Source organism: Endozoicomonas atrinae (assembly GCF_001647025.1).
Taxonomy (GTDB): Bacteria; Pseudomonadota; Gammaproteobacteria; order Pseudomonadales; family Endozoicomonadaceae; genus Endozoicomonas; species Endozoicomonas atrinae.
In genome coordinates this window covers 1-20,805 of sequence record NZ_LUKQ02000097.1, presented here as the reverse complement: position 1 = coordinate 20,805, position 20,805 = coordinate 1, and the positions used below count along the sequence as shown (strand labels likewise).

Genomic DNA, 20,805 nt, shown 5'->3' with positions numbered 1-20,805 from the left:
ACCATTCGCACCGGAGTTAAACAGCTCAGAAAGGCTATGGGAGTGGATGCGGGAGCATGACTTATCAAACAAAGCATTTTCAGGTTATGAAAATATTGTAGATTGTTGCTGTGAAGCTTGGAATAACCTTTGCAGCGAAGCTGGTCGACTGTTCAGTCTGTGCTCCCGTGATTGGGCAGTTATACAGTAGTTAGAAAATTCAATTGGTATAACTCCAATCCAGAATCACTTTTCCAGACTGTCCAGACCCCATTATTTCAAATCCCTTTTCAAAATCATCAACCGGGAATCGGTGGGTAATGACTGGAGAAATATCCAGACCAGACTGCAGCATGCTGGTCATCTTGTACCAGGTCTCAAACATCTCGCGGCCATAGATACCTTTGATAACCAGACCTTTGAAGATCACCTGGTTCCAGTCAATCACCGTGTCACTGGCTGGAATTCCCAACAGGGCTACTTTGCCACCGTGATTCATATTTTCCAGCATCTGTTCAAATGCACGACCATTGCCGGACATTTCAAGGCCGACGTCAAAGCCTTCAACCATGCCCAGTTCAGACATCACATCTTTCAGCTCTGTTTTGGCAACGTTGACGGCACGGGTAGCGCCCATTTTACGAGCCAGATCCAGACGGTACTCATTCACATCGGTGATCACCACATTGCGGGCACCCACGTGCTTACAGATTGCTACCGCCATAATACCGATGGGGCCTGCACCGGTAATCAGTACATCTTCTCCGACCAGGTCAAAGGAAAGGGCTGTATGAACTGCATTACCAAATGGGTCAAAAATAGAGGCCAGGTCATCACTGATATCATCAGGAATCGGGAAGGCATTAACCGCCGGAATCACCAGATATTCTGCAAAAGCGCCATCACGATTGACGCCAACCCCAACCGTAAAATTACAGAGATGACGACGACCGGCACGACAATTACGACAGTGTCCACAGGTAATATGACCTTCACCAGAAACCCGTTGACCAATCTCAAAACCTCGAACACCCTCGCCCATGTCAACGATTTCGCCAACAAACTCATGGCCAACGTGCATACCCACTGGAATGGTCTTTTGTGACCACTCATCCCAGTGATAGATATGCATATCTGTGCCGCAGATGGCCGTCTTACGGATTTTGATCAGTACATCGTTGTAACCCACTTCTGGTTTAGGATGCTCTTCTATCCAGATTCCGGGTTCCGCTTTGCTTTTGGCTAATGTCTTCACAGTTTCAGTTTTCTCAATGGGCTTGCTATTCAGCATAGCAAGCCAGCTTTCAATTAAATCAGCAGCAATCTCAGCTGATAACACCCAGCTCTCGACCAACCTTGGCGAAAGCGGTAATAGCTTTGTCCAGATGCTCTCTGCTATGGGCTGCAGACATCTGGGTACGGATTCTCGCCTGCCCTTTTGGCACTACCGGGAAGGAGAAACCAACCACATAAATGCCTTCTTCCAGCATTCGATCCGCAAACTTACCTGCCAGTGAGGCATCCCCCAGCATCACCGGAACGATCGGATGATCGGCACCGGCCAGGGTAAAGCCCAGTCTGGTCATTTCAGAGCGGAAGTATTCTGCATTATCACGAACCTTCTGGCGCAGCTCTGCACCTGAAGCCAGCATGTCAAATACCTTGATCGAAGCGGCAGCAATACTAGGAGCCAGCGTGTTGGAGAACAGATAAGGACGTGAACGGTTACGCAGCCAGTCAATGACTTCTTTCTTACCAGAGGTGTAACCACCGGAAGCACCACCCAGTGCTTTACCCAATGTACCGGTAAGAATGTCCACCCGCCCCATAACACCACAGAACTCAGGAGTACCCGCACCTTTCTCACCAATAAATCCGGTTGCATGGCAGTCATCCACCATGACCAGGGCGCCGTATTTATCCGCCAGGTCGCAGACTCCTTTAAGGTTGGCAATCACACCATCCATTGAGAAAACACCATCGGTGGCAATCAGTTTGGTTTTGGCACCAGCAGCATCGGCTGCCTGAAGCTGCGCTTCCAGATCGGCCATGTCGTTATTGGCATAACGGAAACGCTTGGCTTTGGACAAACGAACGCCATCAATAATACTGGCATGGTTCAGGGCATCGCTGATAATGGCATCATCAGGCCCAAGGATGGTTTCAAACAGGCCACCATTGGCATCAAAACAGGAGGGATAAAGAATGGTATCTTCCATTCCCAGAAACTCGGAAATACGCGCTTCCAGATCTTTATGAATGGTCTGGGTACCACAGATAAAACGCACAGAGGCCATACCATAACCATACTGGTCCAGCCCCTGCTTGCCCGCTTCAATCAGTTCCGGCGCATTGGCCAGCCCCAGGTAGTTATTGGCACAGAAGTTAAGCACCTCTTCGCCGGTGGTCACCTTAATTTCAGCCTGCTGCTGTGAGCTGATCACCCGTTCACTTTTATAAAGTCCTTCCTGTTTCAGCTCATCCAGCTGCCTGCGCAGCCCTTCATAAAAATCGGCCTTCATTTCGGCTCCTGTTCTCAGTAATTTCTAACGCCCCGCCTTTGAGCATCCGCCAAAAGTACAGTCTTTAGAGAGTTGCTTTTTGAGGTAGGTTCCCCGGTAAGCACACCCAATATGTCTGTCTACCCCAATAACACGGGCATGATTGCGTTTAAATCAAAGGCTGCCAGACCTGTAGATATGGCTTTTCTGCCATCAACCAGATCATTGTAGATGATTGAACTAATAGTGGATCAGTAAGGCGCCCCATTGAACAGGCATTTGTACGTATTATCACCACTTTACGGTCAGAGGTGAGTAAAAGGCTCTCAGGCAGCGGCAGGGTACGAGAAAAGCAGGAAATGACAGCTATTAAGCAACCATTGCCCAAGTACCGCCATCTCCAGAGACCTGGACCTCTGATAAATCCAGCCATAGAAAGCACTGGCAATAAAGACCAGCGCTATATAGGAGAAACTGGCAGGATAATGGACAAGACTGTGAATGAGCGCAGGCAGGAGAATTGCAATAGACGCCCCCCAGGAGTAGCTCCCAAGATGACGTATCAGCATACTTTGCAGAAACCCCCGAAGCAGCGAAGCCTCAGCCAAAGAGGTTATTAACAGATTATTCAGGAGAAACAGCCAGGAAATCTCAGGCCAGGATGGCTGCCAGCGAACAAATCCGATGCAAAGAGCCAGCCCTAAAACCACAATCAGCATGACTATAACTGGAAACAGGGCAAGACTGGCTGCTTGATGCCACTGACGCCCAGTCTGAAGCAGTGAATAGGCAATGGGCTGCTTCGGCCCCATGAAAAACAGGAGAACAGCCAAAGCAGGCCATGGTTTATCCGCATTAAGGTACAAAGTAAATGGCATTGAACCTGGTTTTACCGGTTGATTATCCCAAACCAGCACATTATGGAAACCAGGTGCAAAGTGCTTCTCCAGCAAAACCGCTGTTGCGATAAACAGAAATCCTGTGAACAACCAGCGAAACCAGACCGCCTGTACCATCGACAGTCGCCAGGCTGAGACCATCATAATGAGAATCAGGGGCAATGCTTCAAAGCTGATTACGTCCAGACCATAACCCACGGCAAACGAAACAGCAGCAAGCAGCCAGGTTGTGTACCGGGGCAGACACCAGCAACTGGTCAGTGTCAGCATCAGTAAGACAGGAACAACACTTTGGGCAGGGAGGTGCATTCGAAACAGCAATCCAGTTTGGAAACAATCAGCATCCCAAGCTAAAAACAGGGAAACTGCGCTCTTTTGATTCCAACAACTATAGCTGCTTTTGAGAGACCTCTCCGCCTGATGGAAGAGAGGCCTGAGGAAAAAATTATGAAAGAGTTAGAGATGCAATGATTGTCTCTACCGCCGAGTCCACAGATGCAAGATCAGTAAACTCTTCTTCCGATGCAATTAAAACGGCAATCTCAGCCTTCAACAACGCATCCGCCCGGGCTGCCCACTGCTCATCATCACTACTAAGCACAAATGGATAAAATCCACGATCAAACAGTTGTCGTTCAATAGTTTCAGCTTGCTGCTTAGAGACTTTAAAAACACCGCCTTTCTGACCCAGACGTTGCTGGCGATGAACTCTGGATACGGTATCCAGATCATGAGCACGTTCACTGATACCTCGCACCATACCGGCTGCAACGGTAGCGTTACTGAGCCGGTCAATCACGATAAAAGCACCGGTCTGGCGGTTACGTTGGTAGCTGTCTACAGGTACCGCCCGAGTCAGCCTGAGATGACACAAACCAATTTCATTGAGAGCCAGCTGATCTGCAGAATGATGGGCAAGTGAGTTCACGTCAACTCGGTGATCAACCCCGGCAAAACTGCCCGGAACCTTGCCGGCAGAAAATTTAATTTGATACTGCCTGCCAGGGCTCATGGGCTGCTCTGCCATCCAGACCAGATCCACATCCAGGTCAGTAGCCACCTGAACACTACTGTCCCTGTGAATCAGCATATCACCACGGCTGATATCAATTTCATCCGCCAGAGTCAGCGTAACCGCCTGACCCGCATGGGCTTCAGGTGAATCACCATCCCAGGTCACAATACGTGCAACGCTGCTCACCTGTCCCGATGGTAATACCTTGACCTGGTCACCGGGCTTAATCTTGCCAGAAGCCAGCGTTCCCGAGAACCCACGAAAATCCAGGTTAGGACGATTGACATATTGAACGGGAAAGCGAAAGTCATCCAGGTTTCGATCCCGGGCAATCTCCACATTTTCCAGCACGTCCATCAGCGTACTGTCGCGATACCAGGACATACGCTGACTGCGGTGTACAACATTGTCACCTTCAAGCGCAGACATCGGCACAAACTGGATATCACCGAGCTTCAATGGCTCTGAAAAGTCGAGATACTGGTTACGAATTTCCTCAAATCGCGCCTTGCTAAAATCCACCAGATCCATCTTATTGATCGCCACGACAATATGCTTTATACCCAGTAAGCTGGCTATATAGGTATGCCGCCGCGTCTGGGTCAGCACGCCTTGACGGGCATCAATCAGAATGATTGCCAGATCACAGGTAGACGCACCGGTGGCCATATTTCTCGTGTACTGCTCATGCCCGGGTGTATCGGCAATGATGTACTTACGTTTTTCTGTGGAAAAATAGCGGTAGGCAACATCAATGGTAATACCCTGCTCACGCTCTGCCTGCAGACCATCCACCAGCAGGGCCAGATCCAGTTTTTCACCCTGAGTACCTACACGTTTACTGTCGTTTTCTACGGCAGCCAGCTGATCTTCATAAATCATGCTGGTATCGTGCAAAAGGCGGCCAATCAGTGTGCTTTTACCGTCATCAACACTGCCACAGGTGAGAAAACGCAGCATCTCTTTCTGCTCATGACGGTTCAGGTATTCTTCGATATCGGTGGCAATAAGTTCAGATTGGTGTGACATCAGAAATACCCTTCCTGCTTTTTCTTTTCCATGGAACCGGCACTGTCATGATCGATAACTCGGCCTTGTCGCTCAGAGGTTCTGGTCAGGAGCATCTCCTGAATCACTTCAGTCAGTGTATCTGCTTCAGACTCTACGGCACCGGTCAGCGGGTAACATCCCAATGTTCTAAAACGTACTTTACGCATCTGAGGCTCTTCACCCGGTTTCAGCGGCATCCGCTCATCATCCACCATGATCAGGTTACCATCACGCTCGACCACCGGACGCTCTTTCGCAAGATACAGAGGGACAATAGGGATCTGTTCTAGATGGATATACTGCCAGATATCAAGCTCCGTCCAGTTAGAAAGTGGGAACACGCGAATACTCTCCCCCTTCTCAACCTGACTGTTATAGACATTCCAAAGCTCGGGCCTCTGGTTTTTAGGATCCCAGCGATGATTTTTGTCTCGAAAAGAGTAAACCCGCTCTTTCGCCCTGGATTTTTCTTCATCCCGGCGAGCGCCACCAAAAGCAGCATCAAACCCGTATTTATCCAATGCCTGCTTGAGTGCCTGAGTTTTCATTACATCGGTATGTTTCGCGCTGCCATGGGTAAATGGCCCAACTCCCTGCTCCAGACCTTCCGGATTGGTATGCACCAACAGCTCAAGCCCCAGCCTTTCCGTCAGCTGATCCCGAAACTCAATCATTTCCCGGAACTTCCAGGTGGTATCCACATGCAATAAAGGGAAGGGAGGTTTTCCCGGGTAAAAAGCTTTCATGGCCAGATGCAGCATTACGGCGGAGTCTTTACCAATAGAGTACAGCATGACAGGGTTTTCAAACTCAGCGGCCACTTCCCGAATGATATGGATGCTTTCTGCTTCCAGCTGTTTTAGATGATTGAAGTGTTGATCCGACATGCATTTCGACCCAAAGCGAAGTTATTGTTGTGCTCTAAGTGAAATACTATCAGCGAAAAAAGAATAATAAATTTAATATGTATATCGTTTTTACATATAAATATATCCCTTACTGTTTCATCCTCTCCCCGTAATCCTGCACCAGAATTCTGCCTTCCCTCTCCGATTAATCCTGAGCTCAAAATAACGCTGCAATCGGTAATAACTGACCGATGAACCAATTCGGAACTAGCATGTCAAAAAAGAGTATGAGTTTGAAAATAAATTCTGTATGTCACTGATCAGGAAGGAATAACGCTTCGGTTAGTGAACGAATGAAACCTGAACACAATATTGTCTGAATGTATAAACAAGGACAAAAAAACAAATAAAAACAAAGCTTACAAAAAACCAAAAACCCATGATAACTAATTTCAAGATATAAGGATGTTCAGTTATGGCCAGTCAGGGACCAGTAAATGTATCTTCTTCAGGCTCTTTATTAAAGGACCTGACTGCATTTGAGCCCTCTAAGCTTGATACAGAGCACACATGCTTTTCCACTAAAAGAAAAGTTCAAATAGTAGTGAGCAAAAGTCTTCCGTTTCTTATTCTGGCTGGACTAGCGACTCTTGTTTCATCTTTCCTGCTCCCACCACTGGGATTTGCATTAGTGGCTGCTGGCAGTTTCACCCTGGGGACTGTCGCATCTGTTTATCTGTGTCACAAAGCATTATCTGAGCGCAAAGTTCGCCATGTTGGGGTACTGCCCTATATAAACCACCATAAGGTGTCCCCCAGCCAGAGAAACACGCTGCCAACTCACCATCTAACACAGCCGACTGCCCCTCGCCAGACTCCACCTATAGACCCTAAGCCAGCCTCTGCACCCAGTGGGCTTACACCATCAACAGGGAACCACAAGAAAACACCAGTTCAACCACAACCTGTGCCAATGAGGGATAGCACAAGCCCTACTGCCTATGAGCCTGCTCCAACCCCGCAAACTGTACAAATACCAACAGGTAAAGGGCCACTTAGACTTAGCCCTGATGACGAGGCACTATTAATTCAAGACGAACCTGTCAATGAGCAGCCAGAGCCCACTAGCCCTGATAATACAGATTCATCTTCAGATTCCGGGGTCAGCAGGTCCACTACTCCACCTTCAAGCCCTGGTGTATCTGATGATTTATCGGATGCCTACAATGTTTCTCCGTTCTCAATAAGCCCTGCCCACTCTGTTAATGAGGATATGATCATTACAATGCCTGGGACCAGTTTGCCCGGCAGGCCGGATACTCCTGGAAATAGTTCTGACAACTGGGAAACGTCCTCAATACGTGAGGATAATCCTTATTCTGTTCCACCACGTCGGGAGCGGAGAGGGGCTGGAACACCTGAAACCGAAGACAGCAATGCTTCATTTCAACCTGAAGGCGTCAATCCTGGTGCTTTCTCTGCCACGGATATTCAAGCGGGGCCCCTTACCCCCCGCTCAGCAGCTGAAGTCGATAGAAATATTATTAATCAGCAACTGACAAGGCAAACTACACCTATTCATTCACTATCGGATGAGTCCGCTATATCAGCTCCCCGAAGATCTACTTCTGATAGAGACAGCTCTCGTCAACCCTCTCCAGCAGTTATGCCGGAATCTACAGACGATGAAGATGAAGATGAAGGGATTCTTCAAGGGCCTTCATTAGGCGCATTTCATGGGTCAGTAACGCCTCTTCAGAGCCAGCGAGAAACAGGGTTATCAGCAGCAAAGGAAGACAACACCTCTATTCGATCAGAAAGACCAATCAGCATCGAGCAGACAAGACCTGGCTCAACTCTTTTTCCTGATGAGAATGAGAACAGTGAAACGGCTCCCCTGAGTTCACAAACCTCAGGCACGGCGAGCAGCTACAGTGTTGATCGGTCTATAAGGCACACTGAGTCTCCCCAGCAAGCACTTGAAGAGCCTGCTACAGGCAGTATTGTAAGCCCCTTATCTGATGAAGACAGTACTCGTCAAAACTCTCCAGTGTTAATGGGTAACCTTGCTGAGACTGAAGGTGAGCAGATCAATCCAGAACCAGCATCAGGTTCACTGCCCCGTTCATTCAGACCGATACCAATCCGGGAAGAAATCGACTTACCAGCAATCGAGAAAGACGCTACCTCACTTCAATCCGAAATACCGACCAGCATCGAGCAGACAAGCTCGGATTCCTCTCTTTTTCCTGGTGAGAATAGTGAAGCAGTACCCGTTGCTTCCCACGCCTCTGGTACTTCAAACAACTATATTGCTGATCAGTCCACAGGGCATACCTTCCTGCCTCAAGAACCATCTGATGGAGAAACCACCTTTCAATGGCCTGAAGTGGTAGCAACTGAGCTTTCAGATAATGAAAGTAACGGCTTTACGACTACTCCTTCCTCTGAAGGAATCAGAAGCACAGCTTTGAATCAAGAGGTTTTCCAACCAATTGAAGCTGACAATGTTACTGGAGCCTCCGTAGCAACAAATGACATCTCAGAGACCTCTTTACCAGGCAGATTGAGTTTATCTGGCGATTATTCCGACCATCACGAACCTTCATCAGGGGCTGGCTCTAATTCTGATTCAGTAACATTTTCTGAATATCAGAGAGAAGCAGAAAAGTCAGCAGCCGAAGAGGACAGTTATTCAATACCACTCGAAAACCTATCGGCACTTAAACAGGCAAGACAAAGCCCTGCGTCCTCTTCTGAGGATAATGACGACGCAGCTTCTGTGGCTTCCAGCTCACCTGATGAGGGCAGCATACTGACTGTCAATCCATCTGAAGAGCACCATCAATCAGCTGCCCCTTCACTAACTGGGTTATTGGATGATGATCTTGAAAGTTTTCCAGAGCTGGCTGGCTCAAGCATTCAACAGCAAGCGACTCAATCCTCAGATTTCCCCAATGGAGAAGCCTTCAATCAAGAGCCTGTCGAGTCAATCGATACCGAAGATGCAACAGGCAGCATAGAATCCCGTGAAGAGTCATTGAGAGTTTTTGAAACAGAACCAGTTTCTACACCTACATCACCGAATATCACTCAAGGTTCGCTTGAGATTCAACGCCCGCTCAAAGTCTACAGGCGTCCTACTCAATCGTTACCCACACAGCATAGCGCTCCTGACTCGACAGATGGGTTGATGGATGCAAAGCATACACTTTCTAATCAGCAATCAAGAGTAATCGAGAGAGCGAGTCCGAGACCAGAAGCGCATCAGCCAGCTCGCCCACTATCTAAAGACAGTGATCTCAGGCTTGTAAAACAACAGCAGCTAACCCCAACGTCACCCTATGCTGATAGTGCTCGCGATGGTTTAAGGCCTCAATTTTCGCCAACGGCTGAGGAACGGAGTTCAATAGCAGCTAGCTTTGATAAGAGAATACAGAGAAGTAGCGATATTCATGCTTTAAATCCAATGGATGAAAATGCTCTTTTCATTGCAGTGACCCTTGAAAGCAATGGCGATGATATTCATGTTGTTCTTGGAAACAACACCACTAGCCAGTCGCTTCAAACTTCTGGAAATCAGCAACAACTGTTTTTAAAAGTAGAAGAAATCGCAAACCGGGCTGCCATTTCCCCAGTTTCAGAGGCCCTTGAACCCGTCGACCTGCGGCTGACTCTCTTAATGCAGAATAGGACTGAGACGCCCCTGAGAGTGACCGAACTCAATATTTCGGTCACTCGTGACGATCTTGATACACTATTCAAAACCCATACAACCAGTGCATCCCCCTTAAAACTCATTTTCAATCGGGATCAACTATCAGATCTCAATTGGGAGCATCCTGCACTGCCAGCCAGCAGCACGCAGCCTGAAGAAGAATGCATCCACTGGAACTTAGAGAGCGTAGAAGTGACATTTGACGACAGGCGCCAAGAAACGTCACAAACTATTGCTATAAAACAGGGAGACTCCCCATACAATGAGGTTAAGAAGTCACAGGTACAGACTCACAGCCCTATATCTGCAATAAACAGCATTGCAAATAGCTCTCCTGATGATGCCATAGCCTCTTTCAGAGCTGAAAATAAAATGCATTCTGCTCAGGAAGAAAAAGAGGCAACTCAAAATAGCACACCACTCAAACCCACTACCATTGATACATCGATAGCTGAAAAATTCGAGTATCTAGAACCGGTTAAATATCCTGTGCTGCTGCCGGATTTACAACCTCCCGAAAGAGAAGGTGATGTGCTGGGTCACTTGGACAGCGCTTCAAACACTTCCGAAGAAGATATTCGGAACTCTTTAATGGCTGACAGGGAAGCACCAACAGACAACAGCGACTTACCAGAAGATACAATGGTTGTAGTAACACATACAGATAGAGATTTCGATCAATCAGACAGCTCTATTGAAAATGGGAGGACAACAGCAGAGCTGTATAAAAAGCTGCGTATCATGCCAAGCACAACGTTTGTTACTCATACAGACATTACTGCTGAATATGAAGATATTATTACCGCCTTTCAGACAGGAGGTGGTAATTTTGGATCCTATCATATCGAAACGAACCTGAGATCATGTGCCTTTATACAGTTTAGAAAAAAGGATACTAATCCATGGGCTTTAAGTTGTGAGCTTATTGACCTCAATAAATTTCATCTCAGTGTAGCTAAACACTCAATAGACAACGCCTTTAATGCGGTCAAATCATTACTGTTCTCGACGGCCAACCCCTTTACGGTTTGGAAAATGAGTAACTTTCCCTATATAGAAACATTATTACAAAACTCAGAAAAGCCGCTAGAACCCTATAACCCTGATGATCCTGCGCATCGAGTTTATTATGGAGCTCAGTTCACATTTTATGGTTCCCCTGATGATATAGATAGTTATTCCGGTATGAATTCATACTCTTTAAAAAAACTGAAAGCAATGCAGGACTTTATTTTCCAGTCGGAGCAATGTCTCAGGCAAGCAAATATTCAGACCGGTGAGATTCCCACATCCGATGCTCTCCTCCCAAATCATCAGTACATTACTTATCGAAATGAAAATTTTGGAAAATATGAACAAGGCGATGTTACACAGAAACTCGAAGCTCAACCTCTCTTTCAGATGATTACCGGGAAAACTTCCAACCTACGTTTGAAGGTTAATGAGCTAGATCAGCAACAGGCAACAATTCATGATCAGGCACATTTTGATGATGATCGGGGAGAGGAAAGTTCATCATCTCTTATAGTGTCATTAGCGCATGATGATACTCACTTATTGCCTGAACCGGACTTCATATCAGGATTCTCTAACACAATAGGGCAAAGCTATTCATTGCCAGCTTTTCTCGGAGAAAAACCACAATCTCGAGATCGAAGGGCTCTAAGTCTGGATGGGCTTAACTGTGGCTACCTTGCTGATATCGAAGATCACAGTAGCGACAACAGCCCAACTGATTCAGACTCTGAGTCAAATACCGGTTTAATCAATCAGCAGATTCGTGTGCCAGAAGCTGCTGAGCCTGATGAACAAACCGATGGAATGGAAAGTGAAGAGAAGGCTCAAGCATTCCTTACAATGCTATCAACGGAAAATGACACATTGACATCGCCTGAGCCCGACTTTGAACCAAGACTATTCACGACAACCGAAGAAAGCCGTTCACTGCCCACTTATACCTTAGCAAAACAACCTTCTACCGTTCGAAGTGCTTTCAGCCTGGATAGACTGAGCTATGGCCATTGGGCTGATGTGGAAAGTAGTGATACCACCCCATTATTGAGCCCTGCTGCTTCAGACTTTGGTTTAGCAAACCGACAAACTAGTGTATTCAGTGGTACTGACCATGCTGCCCCCGACCAAATTGGAGCAATGACTCCACATTTGTTTGATCCAGCTGTCAGTAAGAACAAAACAAGCTTGGATGATAAGCATAAAAGAATCAGAGGACATGCCTCTGATCCGGAGCTCACCACTCAAAGGAAAGAACGATTGAGTGGAAACACTATCCCTGAACAAATAGCACCTCATCTTCCAGAACTCAGTGAGTTTTCAAGCGTTGGCAGCTTTTGCATAACAGATGCCCAAGAGCTCGTCAGTAAACCAGATTCCATAGATGATTCTGACATGGACGATTGGGAAGATCTCAGAGATTGTGCACAAGAACTCAAACCTTTTAAACAAGAGCTCGAAGACGCTATCAATAAACCCCTTGTATTACTGGAATACCTGGCCCATCAACTGGCCTATAACCTTGATGGAAAGAGCCAGGTAGAGCTACCGGGCCATTCTGATGGCAACCAGCGACATAACGTACAAAAAGTCCAAGAAGTTCCTCCTGGCCTAAATGCCTATATTCTCTACCCTGAAAATTCCGACACCGGAAAGCCTGTTGATTTAAAACTTATTTTCAGGGGAACAAACCCATATGATGCCTCAGCCATACGTGACTTGGAACCATCTGGAGCTGGTTTCGACACCATGGAAAAAGCTGCGAAGAGTATTACCCAGCAACTTCATAATATTCTTAGACATTACCCAGACCGGGCTGTCAACTTAACCATTACCGGACATAGTCTTGGTGGCGCTGATGCTCAAAACTTTTTTGGCCATTTCCTCAACCCGAACATCAGCGCCATTGCTAATGAAACACTAACAGCCACCCCGTTGTTGGCAAACATTCAGAAAATCACCCTCTTCACTAAATGCTCTGCAGGAGTACCTGAAATAACGCATAACCGAGTTATTTCTGCATTAAACCGCCTTAATGGACAGCAGGAACACACAGGAATTAAAACGGAAATTTTTCATCTAAAGGTTGAAGGTGATATCGTTCAGGCCACCGGAGACTGTCATGTTGGATCCAGTCTGGAACAGAAAATAGCTGATGTATCTATCCTGCAGATTTACCCTTCGAATGAAGCAAGCAGAGTAGACAGGCATACCAAAAAGTTTTTCACAGATGATGCTAACCTGGCGCCGATTTATTGGTATACATGGGTGAAAAACACAACGGATAAAGGCATGGAGGATATACGCCGTTCTGTTCGAGATACATCCCGCATTCTTCGCAGCTACCCGATCAAAGGGGCACAGTGGGCGATTCACTCTGCAGCAAACTATTGGTTTACCCCAAGTGAAGCGATGGCTGAGACGTCTGTTTTAAAAGATACCACAATCGCCGAACAACCCGAGGAATCCACTCCATTTACATCTATCAGGGCAGAATCAGACGACATATCTGCCAGTCATCCAGCGTCCCTGGTCACCCATAGTTCAGCTGAAACGCTTAAAGAAGATCAAAAGAATAACGCCACCATTGGTACTGAAAGCAAAGAAGCTTCCATCAACAATGAAAGTTCAGAAGTTCATTTAGAAGATATTCACCCTATGGCCTACGTCAACGAAAGTGATAGCGACCAGATATCTGATGCTGAACACGCTCCATCTCTGGCAATATCGCTTCCACGGGGTAGAAAACAGAAAAAATTACGGCTACAAAACATAATCCCTCCCCAGTTAAGAAAAAGACCAAAAAGCGATCTTGCAATAGCGAGAGCGTATGATATGAGCATCTGCTTCCGACTTGCTCTGTGCGGTAATAAAGAAACAAAAAGGCAGGACATTAAGCCATATGACCGCGACAATACTATTAAAATAGATTTCATCCGCAGGATGCTGGTTGATGAACAATCTTTTGTCAGAGCCTGTGACCCTTACAATGTCATCAGAGATATTAATGCTGATATAGAAGAAGAAGCAAAAGCAGAGAAACGCTTTCGTTATTCCATTCTGGCCAAAGCTGAAGTAACTGATAAATCCCTTAGAGGTGAAGCGTTCAGAGATGCTACCAGGCCTGTAAGTGAGCAAGCTTACTGGAATTTCATGGCACGTTGTCAGGATGATCATTCTAACACTCTTGATGAAGAGAGTGAGCCAAATAAAGGCGTGTTCAAATACTCATTTCGTTTAATTCATAAACTTGCCTGTTTTAACAATGAATTTGGGCAAATAGAGCGTGATTTCAGACAGCTTCTTTTTAAAGAGCTATCCATGGACGATCAGAAAAGGTTGAGATCCCTCCTGAAAAGAGCAGGTACACTTCAGAAGCATGCAGAGAGCTGTTATCAGTATTGTGAACAATATAATCTTGAACAGAAAACCATTGAGAACATACTCAGTAAAGCCGTCGGTTCAGACAGCCAAAACCGTCAGTGTAAGAAGCTACAAGGAATTCAAGAAGGAATTCGTAAAAAGTTAAATGAAAAGCCAAAAAGTGATACACCAGAAGTACTGCAAGAGATTAACGAAGCCGATAATGAGCCTGTAGAACCAACAACTTCATCAGCATATCCTGATCTGCAGCCAGAAAACAATTTTCTCGCTGAAAACAATGCTCATGACACAGGTATGGATGATATAGAGACCGGTGTGCAAGCTGAAGTTGATGACGTCATCAGTTTGACTGGTGATATGTCTTTTGATCTATCTTCTGATGACCCTCTTTTATCTGAAGATGAAAATGATCCAACAAAACAACCTGATTCTTTAACCGATGAGCAGAAGCTCGCTTTGATGCAACACCAGAACAATACGGGATTACAGCACCTCTCCCCTACTGACGATGATAAACTGGTTATCTCATCAGCAGACATACCTTCTGCTACCGCAATGATGGGTTTATATAGTGATGCCCAAAAAGCCCTGGATGGTATACATGAGCAAGGAAAGCATAGAGAAGATGCGAATGACGTAATAAAAGATGTATCGAGATACATGTCGACCATCCAAAAATACTTTTCTGTGGACGCTTTCTCTCTTCAGGCACCACCTGCGGATGCCGTAAGAGAGAAAATGTACTCTCAGCTTGTTGATCTTGGTGCCAGATACCTGATTCTTAAAACTCAGTCTGAAGCAAGCTCAAGACGCACGAACTATGGTAAAGAGGAGCTGGGGATATCAGTAGAGTTCTTATGGCAAACTCAAAAGGCATGGAAAAGTGCAAGCCCCGACCTGATCAATGGCCAGGTCGCAGCAATGCTGGCTATCGGTCTGATGAAACCTGAACAGAAAACATTTGTATTTGAGGTTTGCCTGAACACCCAGATTATTTCGCTTGAAGACATCAGGAGAAACATTGAACAACTCAAAAATAAACAAGATGAGCTGTCCGACAGGTTAAAAAATACAGTTTCTGAGAGCAACGAGCAAAACGAGCTAAATGAACGTCTTCTTGATATTCAGGGTAAGCTGACCACATTTGAGGCGCAATACTCAGACCTCAGATCGAAAGAGTCTTCCGGCATGAAAAACCAGAAAGATTTTCTGGCTAGTTGTTATTCTCAATTAACTCATCAACTTCAAGAAGAGATTTCTCAAGGCGTAGAGAAATATCTGAGAAGATACCAGAAAGAGTACAAAAAAAAGCCAGCTGAAGAAATCAAGAAACTCAAAGAATTATCAAAATCAGTTATTGCTGATTCTGGCCCGATGCTGAGGCGCAAAGCAAAAGAATATGCCAACGAAACTTCGAGAGAAAAAGAAAATGAAAAAAATGAAGGAAAAGGAACTCACTGGAAGAGAAGAGTAAAGGATGAGAGATTGAAAACTTTGAACAAAGCCGTTGCATTGCTCATTGATGCCGAGGTTTTACGTCAGTTATGTGCCTCGGATATGGACAAGGCGTGTAAAGTATTCTCTCCTGATGTGATAAGCCGATTATTTAATGATCAAGAACTGACTTTTAATGAAAGATCACTTCCCCATATTGATAGTCTTAACTTTTTCCAAATACTTGCAGAAAATGAAAAAGTGGATCTGATGGCTGAAAAAAAACGAGAAGATGTCAATCATCAGGTTCAAAAAGATATTGAACGGGAAGCATTTTCCTGCCATTTGAAAACTGCTGATAATCCCCAGTCAGCTTTCACTCACAATGACTATCTTCAGGAAAAATCTCAACTTAAAGCAACAGCTTTCGATGGAGAAAGCCCAAGTGAAGCAGACCTGGTACAGAAATCCTCAGCACGTGTACTTGAAAAACTGACCACTGCTTTTAAAGGCTTACTGAAAGAAGCTGGTGTTGAAGAAGGGGAACGGATGGAGCACTTGATTACCACCATGCTTGCTCACTCTCACCAGGGAGCCTATGCCCTGCACCAGGGTATATCCGAAGTTATTCAGTCAAAACTCTCTCTGGTTATAGATGCTTGTTTACCCAAAGCTCCAAACCTTGATGAAATGGGTCCTCCACGATTGGTATTCCCTGACCAACCAAGCCGGAAAAGCAACGCTACTTTGGAAATCGCGCAAGATGTAAAAGGTAATAATATCTTATTGCTCTCAAAAGTCTTCGAGTGGGACATTAACTTACATGATAGAGAGCTTTCACCAATACCTGATGCCAGGAGAAGGCTCAGAGTCGAGACTGTATATGAAGTTGGATTAGTTGAGGGCAGCGTGAAAGTTAGATCTATTAATACCAGTGAAGTTCAGCAAATGGATGGATAACAACAGCTAAACCTTTTACAGCAAAGTAAGACCTGCCATTAAAGTCCTTAGAACAGAAAGAAAAAGCTCCTCTTTTTTAAGAGGAGCTTTTTTAAAAACAAGCCAACGATCAAAGTATGATATTGCTAAACACAAAGCCAGCAATCACAGAAAATACAATCGACAGCAAACCCGGGATCATAAAGCTGTGGTTAAACACGTACTTACCAATCTTGGTTGTGCCTGTGCTGTCAAAGTCGATAGCGGCAATGATCGGACCGTAGTTAGGTACAAAGAAGTAACCGTTAACAGCCGGGAACATAGCGATCAGGGAAGCCACTGGCAGTCCAAGAGCCACACCCAGAGGCATCAGTGTAGATGTGGTCGCAGCCTGACTGTTAATCATGATGGACAGAACAAACAGCGCAATGGCAAAAGCCCATGGAGCAGACTGTACCATATCGGCAATACCGCCTTTCAACAGGGCATCGTGGGCACCAAAGAAGCTGTCACCCAGCCAGGCAATACCGAAGATCGCAATAATCGCTCGGACACCGGCGATAAACACATCACCACGGCTTGCTTCAGTCACATCCGCTTTCGCCAGCCATACAGTCAGCGCTGCAACCGTCAACATGATGATTTCGATGGTGTGTGCCATGGACATGGCGGAACCGTTAAACTGTGGACGAAGCGCAGGCAGGGCACCCATCACAACCACCATCACCGCTCCCAGCAGGAACAGCAGTACGGAGGTTTTGGCTCCGGGCTTCAGTTCCGATACAGAAACAGAAACACTTTCTTCAATCTTACGACGGTACTCAGGATCTTCTAAACGACGCTGATATTCTGGGTCGTCTTTCAGTTCTTTACCCAGCTTGTTGGTCACCAGAGCCGCCAGGAACAGGCCAATAACCGTCGCAGGAATAGTAACGCCGAGAATCTGCCCCAGTGTCACGCCAAAGTTTGATGACATCACCGTCAGCATGGCTACGGTCGCTGCTGCAATCGGGCTGGCAACAATGGCCACCTGAGAGGAAATAACGGACATTGCCATTGGGCGCTCAGGACGAACACCGGTACGACGGGCTACTTCAGCAATAACCGGCAACACTGAATAAGCAACGTGGCCAGTACCTGCAAACATAGTGAAAACGTAAGTGACTGCAGGCGCCATAAAGGTAATGCGCTTTGGATTCTTTCTGAGAATCCGCTCTGCCACCTGAACCAGGTAATCCATACCGCCAGCGGCCTGCATACAGGCAACGGCAGAGACTACCGCCAGAATCATCAACATAACGTCGATGGGTGGAGACGTTGGCTGAATACCGAAAACAAAGGAAAGAATGGCAAGACCCACACCACCCATCAAACCAAGACCGATCCCCCCGATACGTGCACCAATCAAGATGCACAGAATCACGACGGCCAACTGCAGCCAGATCATAATTACCCCCAAACAACACAAAAGTGCTGTCCAAAACAACAAGACAAAACCGCCTCGCCGCCGTGAGGAACCCGCAGTAGCAGAGAGGCAGAGGAAAAAGTGAGGCAAGTGTACGAGAGTTATTTTTTATGCAGATTGATTTACAGCAACAATTTCAGCTGTGTTTAAATAATTAGTAAATTTGCTTTTCAGGGGTAATCACAGAAGAACAATCGGCCTGTTTTTTCTCACAATACGACACAAAGTTAATAAAACAATGAAGAACAGGCCGCTTTTAAGAAGGTAATTAGAGAACGTTATACCGGAGAGTCAATATCGACGAACTCATGCTCAATTCCCGTTTCGTCATGCAACCAGCGAGCCAGAGCCTGAACACCATAACGCTCGGTAGCATGATGACCGGCACTGATATAATGAATGCCATTTTCCCTGGCAAAATGCACTGTTGATTCTGAAATCTCACCACTGACAAAAGCATCCACCCCAAGGTTCAGTGCTTTATCAATCATGCTTTGGGCGGCCCCAGTGCACCAGGCAATGGTTTTGATGGAGTGGTTTCCTCCGGCAATCACTAGTGGGTCTCGCCCAAGCTTGCTGGAAATTTCCTGACTCAAATCATCCAGTGACAATTTTCGCCCCGTTGTTCCCCAGTTACCAACAGGCAGTTTGGCTCCCGGCTCCATTCCACCTACCACGTCCCACCCCATTAAACGGGCAAGCTCCGCATTATTGCCAAACGTTGGATGGGCATCCAACGGCAGATGGTAGGCAACCAGGCTGATATTGTTCGCCAACAGAGTTTCGATACGTTGGCGCTTTATACCCGTAATAACAGCATCTTCACCACGCCAGAAATACCCATGATGAACCAGAATGGCATCGGCCTGCAGCTCAACAGCACGATCAATCAGTGCCTGACAGGCGGTAACCCCCGTGACTATCTTCTTTATTGGAGAGTCCACTGCCCGGCTGGCATCGACTTGAATACCATTGGGGCAGTAGTCTTTGAAAAGGCCCGGCTGCAACTCCTGATCCAGTAATGCCACCATTTCTTTTAATGTCATATCTTGTGATGTCGGCGCCATCGGTTCTCTCCATCCATACATCGCTGTATATTAAGAATCATATTTTGTTGATCTCATTATAATCACATAACTGCAATTCCCATGGGCTCCGAATGAAAAAACTGCTTAAGTCGGTTGGCTTACCTATCCTGATCGGGCTTTTAGCCGCGCTCACAGTTCTGCTGCTCAAGCCAGAGTTCGGTGGTATTTCAGAAAAATCCCGCAACCGTCTCATTGAACAATCATCCAGAGTGTTCAACTTCACCGGTCAGGTTTCCTACAGCGATGCGGTCAAAAGAGCAGCTCCGGCTGTGGTCAGCATCTCTACAAACAGCCTGTCCCAGCGCGGTGACAGCAACCTGCCACTGCCTCAGAGAACCAATGCCCGCAATACTCCTGAAGGTTCCGGTGTTATCGTAGATCCTGAAGGTTATATCCTGACCAACCATCATGTGATTCAGAACGCAGCCAAGCTGATGATTACTTTGCGTGATGGCCGTGAAGTCAAAGCCAGCATTATCGGAGCCGACCCGGAAAGTGACCTGGCGGTTTTAAAAGTTGATCTGAAAGACCTGCCCTATCTGGATCTGGTGGACTCGGCCAGTGCAGAGATTGGTGATGTAGTTCTGGCCATTGGTAACCCATTTGGACTGGGGCAGACGGTGACCATGGGCATTATCAGCGCCACCGGTCGTAACGACCTGCAGTTAAACACCTATGAGGACTTTATCCAAACCGATGCCGCCATCAATGTCGGCAATTCCGGCGGTGCTCTGGTCAATGCCTATGGCGACCTGATTGGCATCAGCACACTGCTGTTTTCCCGTGGTGGTGGCAGTGAAGGGGTTGGCTTTGTGATTCCTTCCAATATGGCCCGCTTTGTTATGGATTCCATCATTAAATACGGTCGTGTGATTCGAGGCTGGCTGGGTATTGAGTCACAGCCACTCAGTTCGACACTGGCAGAAGCCTATGGAGTCAGCACGAAAGTTGGCATTTTAATTACCGGAGTTTATGAAGGCGGCCCGGCAGACAACGCGGGGCTAAGACGTGGAGATATTCTCACCGGCATCAATGGCCAGAGCACACGGGATGGTCGCAAGGTAATGAATATGGTGGCCCGCATTCCACCCGGCCAACAGATGACCATGCAGGTGTTGAGAGATGGAGAAGCGATTGAATTAACCGCACAGGCAACAACACGACCGAAGATTGTTAACTGAATCTATAGAAGACACACGGAATGGTTCTTTGCCTTAAATAAAAAAACCGGGCTGATAAAGCCCGGAAAGAACGCACAGAACAACGATTACAGGAAGATCTCACTAATTCATTAATTAAGGTGTAAACAGTCAACTCCGGCTCCATCAGGGAAGAGCCGGAGAAGTCATACCAATTTCATTTTCAAAATATGTCACGAATTCTGCGATTGCCTTTATACTTTAAATAGCCTGTTGTTCATCCCGTTAATGTCATGCCTAAAACTCCCGATTTTCCTGAAAACTTTCACGATGCA

The 20,805-nt window shown here is 46.4% G+C and carries 9 protein-coding genes and 1 pseudogene; 3 read left to right on the top strand and 7 right to left on the bottom strand.

What is annotated here, in order from left to right:
• Positions 1–190 (top strand): annotated as a pseudogene (locus AK963_RS35385) (IS630 family transposase); the annotation flags it as partial.
• A 9-nt stretch (positions 191–199) separates the two neighbouring features.
• On the opposite strand, the gene tdh reads toward AK963_RS35385, so the two are convergent.
• The 5 genes from tdh to cysD form a co-directional block, all read right to left on the bottom strand.
• Entirely contained in the window at positions 200–1,234 is a 1,035-nt protein-coding gene (gene tdh, locus AK963_RS14550; RefSeq protein WP_066016177.1) for an L-threonine 3-dehydrogenase, read from the bottom strand.
• 70 nt (positions 1,235–1,304) lie between these two features.
• Entirely contained in the window at positions 1,305–2,501 is a 1,197-nt protein-coding gene (locus AK963_RS14545) for a glycine C-acetyltransferase (RefSeq protein WP_066016176.1), read from the bottom strand.
• Positions 2,502–2,806: 305 nt separating this feature from the next.
• Positions 2,807–3,688 carry a CPBP family intramembrane glutamic endopeptidase gene (locus AK963_RS14540; protein ID WP_066016175.1) on the bottom strand — a complete coding sequence of 294 codons (882 nt, stop codon included), beginning with the start codon at positions 3,686–3,688 and terminating at the stop codon, positions 2,807–2,809.
• Between the two features lie 136 nt (positions 3,689–3,824).
• Complete coding sequence (gene cysN / locus AK963_RS14535; RefSeq protein ID WP_066016174.1) at positions 3,825–5,423, bottom strand: sulfate adenylyltransferase subunit CysN; 1,599 nt, start codon at positions 5,421–5,423, stop codon at positions 3,825–3,827.
• Positions 5,423–6,331: a sulfate adenylyltransferase subunit CysD gene (gene cysD, locus AK963_RS14530; RefSeq protein ID WP_066016173.1), complete on the bottom strand. Its 909-nt coding sequence runs from the start codon at positions 6,329–6,331 to the stop codon at positions 5,423–5,425. Before cysD ends, cysN begins: the two co-directional genes overlap by 1 nt.
• Before the next feature lie 436 nt (positions 6,332–6,767).
• Here cysD and AK963_RS14525 point away from each other — a divergent pair, with 436 nt between their 5' ends.
• On the top strand, positions 6,768–16,799 hold the full coding sequence (locus AK963_RS14525) for a hypothetical protein (protein ID WP_066016172.1): 10,032 nt from the start codon (positions 6,768–6,770) through the stop codon (positions 16,797–16,799).
• A gap of 109 nt (positions 16,800–16,908) precedes the next feature.
• Here AK963_RS14525 and AK963_RS14520 read toward each other — a convergent pair whose 3' ends face one another.
• Entirely contained in the window at positions 16,909–18,225 is a 1,317-nt protein-coding gene (locus AK963_RS14520) for an anaerobic C4-dicarboxylate transporter family protein (RefSeq protein ID WP_066016171.1), read from the bottom strand.
• A 296-nt stretch (positions 18,226–18,521) separates the two neighbouring features.
• The gene (locus AK963_RS14515) at positions 18,522–19,310 is read right to left on the bottom strand and encodes a Nif3-like dinuclear metal center hexameric protein (protein ID WP_066016170.1); all 789 of its coding nucleotides are present in this window, start codon (positions 19,308–19,310) and stop codon (positions 18,522–18,524) included.
• A 92-nt stretch (positions 19,311–19,402) separates the two neighbouring features.
• Here AK963_RS14515 and AK963_RS14510 point away from each other — a divergent pair, with 92 nt between their 5' ends.
• Positions 19,403–20,512, top strand: coding sequence for a S1C family serine protease (locus AK963_RS14510; RefSeq protein WP_066016169.1), 1,110 nt, complete (start codon positions 19,403–19,405; stop codon positions 20,510–20,512).
• Positions 20,513–20,805: the final 293 nt, after the last annotated feature.